Consider the following 1,776-nt stretch of genomic DNA (forward strand, 5'->3'; position numbering starts at 1 on the left):
AACTAGAGATAAAATACGGAAGATAAAAATAAAGAAGCGATATCATTAGAAAAATTTCAAGTATATTTGGAGGTATGCTTATGGGACCACTTGAGGGATTAAAAATATTAGATTTAACGAGAGTGCTCGCTGGACCTTATTGCACCATGCTCCTTGGAGACTTAGGGGCTGAAATCATCAAGGTTGAAGCGCCTGTAAAAGGCGATGACTCAAGACAGTTTGGCCCTTATCAAAACGGTGAGAGTGCTTATTTTATGAGCCTTAATAGAAACAAAAAAAGCATTACATTGAATCTGAAAAAAGAAGAAGGTAAATCAATTTTAAAAGCACTTGTCAAAGAAGTGGATGTGATTATCGAGAACTTCAGACCAGGTACCATGGAAAAGCTGGGCTTGGGATATGATGTCTTAAAGGAGATCAATCCCAAAATCATATATGCGGCATCATCTGGCTTTGGCCATACAGGGCCTTATAGCCAGCGACCTGCTTATGATGGCGTTGTACAGGCGATGGGAGGCATTATGAGCATCACAGGTGCGAAAGATGGTGAACCCACCAGAGTCGGACCTTCAATAGGGGATATCGCTGCAGGGCTCTTTACGGCCATTGGTGTCCTGTCAGCCCTAAATTACAGGAACGAAAAGGGGATTGGACAGAAGGTGGATGTTGCCATGCTTGACTGTCAAGTCGCCATGCTTGAGAACGCCATCGCAAGATATGTGGTCACAAAGGAAGTGCCTAAGCCTGCGGGCAATAGACATACTTCAATTGTACCATTTGAACCTTTTGATACGGCAGATTCGAAACTGGTGATCGCTGTTGGCAACGACTCTCTGTGGCTAAAATACTGTGAAGTCTGCAATCTCATGGATATTGCAAAAAAAGAAGAATTTGCAACCAATCCAGAACGAAATAAAAACTATGAAAAGCTTAGACCTATTATCGCCGCTAAAATGATGGAAAAAACAACACGCGAATGGCAGACCCTACTCGATGGAGCAGGCATTCCAAACGGACCGATCAACTATGTGGATAAGGTCCTTGAAGATGAACAAGTCTTGGCGAGAGATATGATTGTGGAAGTTGATCATCCAGTGGCTGGCAAGCTAAAAATGCCGGGCGTTGCCATTAAACTCAGCGAAACACCAGGTAGTATTCAATCCGCTGCGCCCCTTTTGGGTGAGCACAGTGGTCATATCCTTGAAAAATATCTGGGCTATGATGAAGATAAAATAAAACAATTGATTGAAGATGGTGTCTTATAAGGTTATGATATTAGCATAACCTTATAAAATCTAAAATGAAAATATACAGGAGGCCATATATGGAATCAGCAGTCATAAAGAGATTATTAACAGCCATAGAGAAGAGAGAAGCAGTTGCCCTTGTCACTGTGACCAATAAAGTTGGCAGTGGTCCAAGAGATAAGGGGAGCATGATGCTAATCAATCAAAATGGTGAGCTTCTCGCAGGGACCATTGGTGGCGGTGGTGTGGAAGAAAAAGCCAAAAAAGATGCTGTTTTATGTCTTGAAAACCAGACGTCCTCTGCTTTTTCATACGAACTCACACTGAAAAAGACCGAAAAATCACTTGGAATGGCTTGTGGTGGCGCTGTGGATGTTTTTATTAAAGTGTTCTCAGCTGGCAAATCACTTGTTATATTTGGTGCAGGCCATATTGGCATGGTGCTTTCCAATATGGCTAAACTCCTAGAATACCATGTTACCGTTATAGATGAAAGATCGGATTATGCCACTCGTGAACGCTTTGAAAC

Annotated in this window: 2 protein-coding genes; both read left to right on the plus strand. The window is 42.1% G+C overall.

Features of this window, described 5'->3' with window-relative positions:
* The first annotated feature begins 80 nt into the window (after window positions 1-80).
* Window positions 81-1,265, plus strand: a complete 1,185-nt coding sequence (locus tag AC220I_RS22055; protein ID WP_486726022.1) for a CaiB/BaiF CoA transferase family protein — start codon at window positions 81-83, stop codon at window positions 1,263-1,265.
* A 59-nt stretch (window positions 1,266-1,324) separates the two neighbouring features.
* A partial coding sequence (locus AC220I_RS22060) for an XdhC family protein (RefSeq protein ID WP_486726023.1) occupies window positions 1,325-1,776 on the plus strand: 452 nt, incomplete at its 3' end.

The organism is Fusibacter sp. (assembly GCF_057447755.1).

Bases quoted from the DNA above. Each gene is read 5' to 3' on its own strand.
- AC220I_RS22055 (WP_486726022.1), top strand. From the start codon at position 81: ATGGGACCACTTGAGGGATTAAAAATATTAGATTTAACGAGAGTGCTC.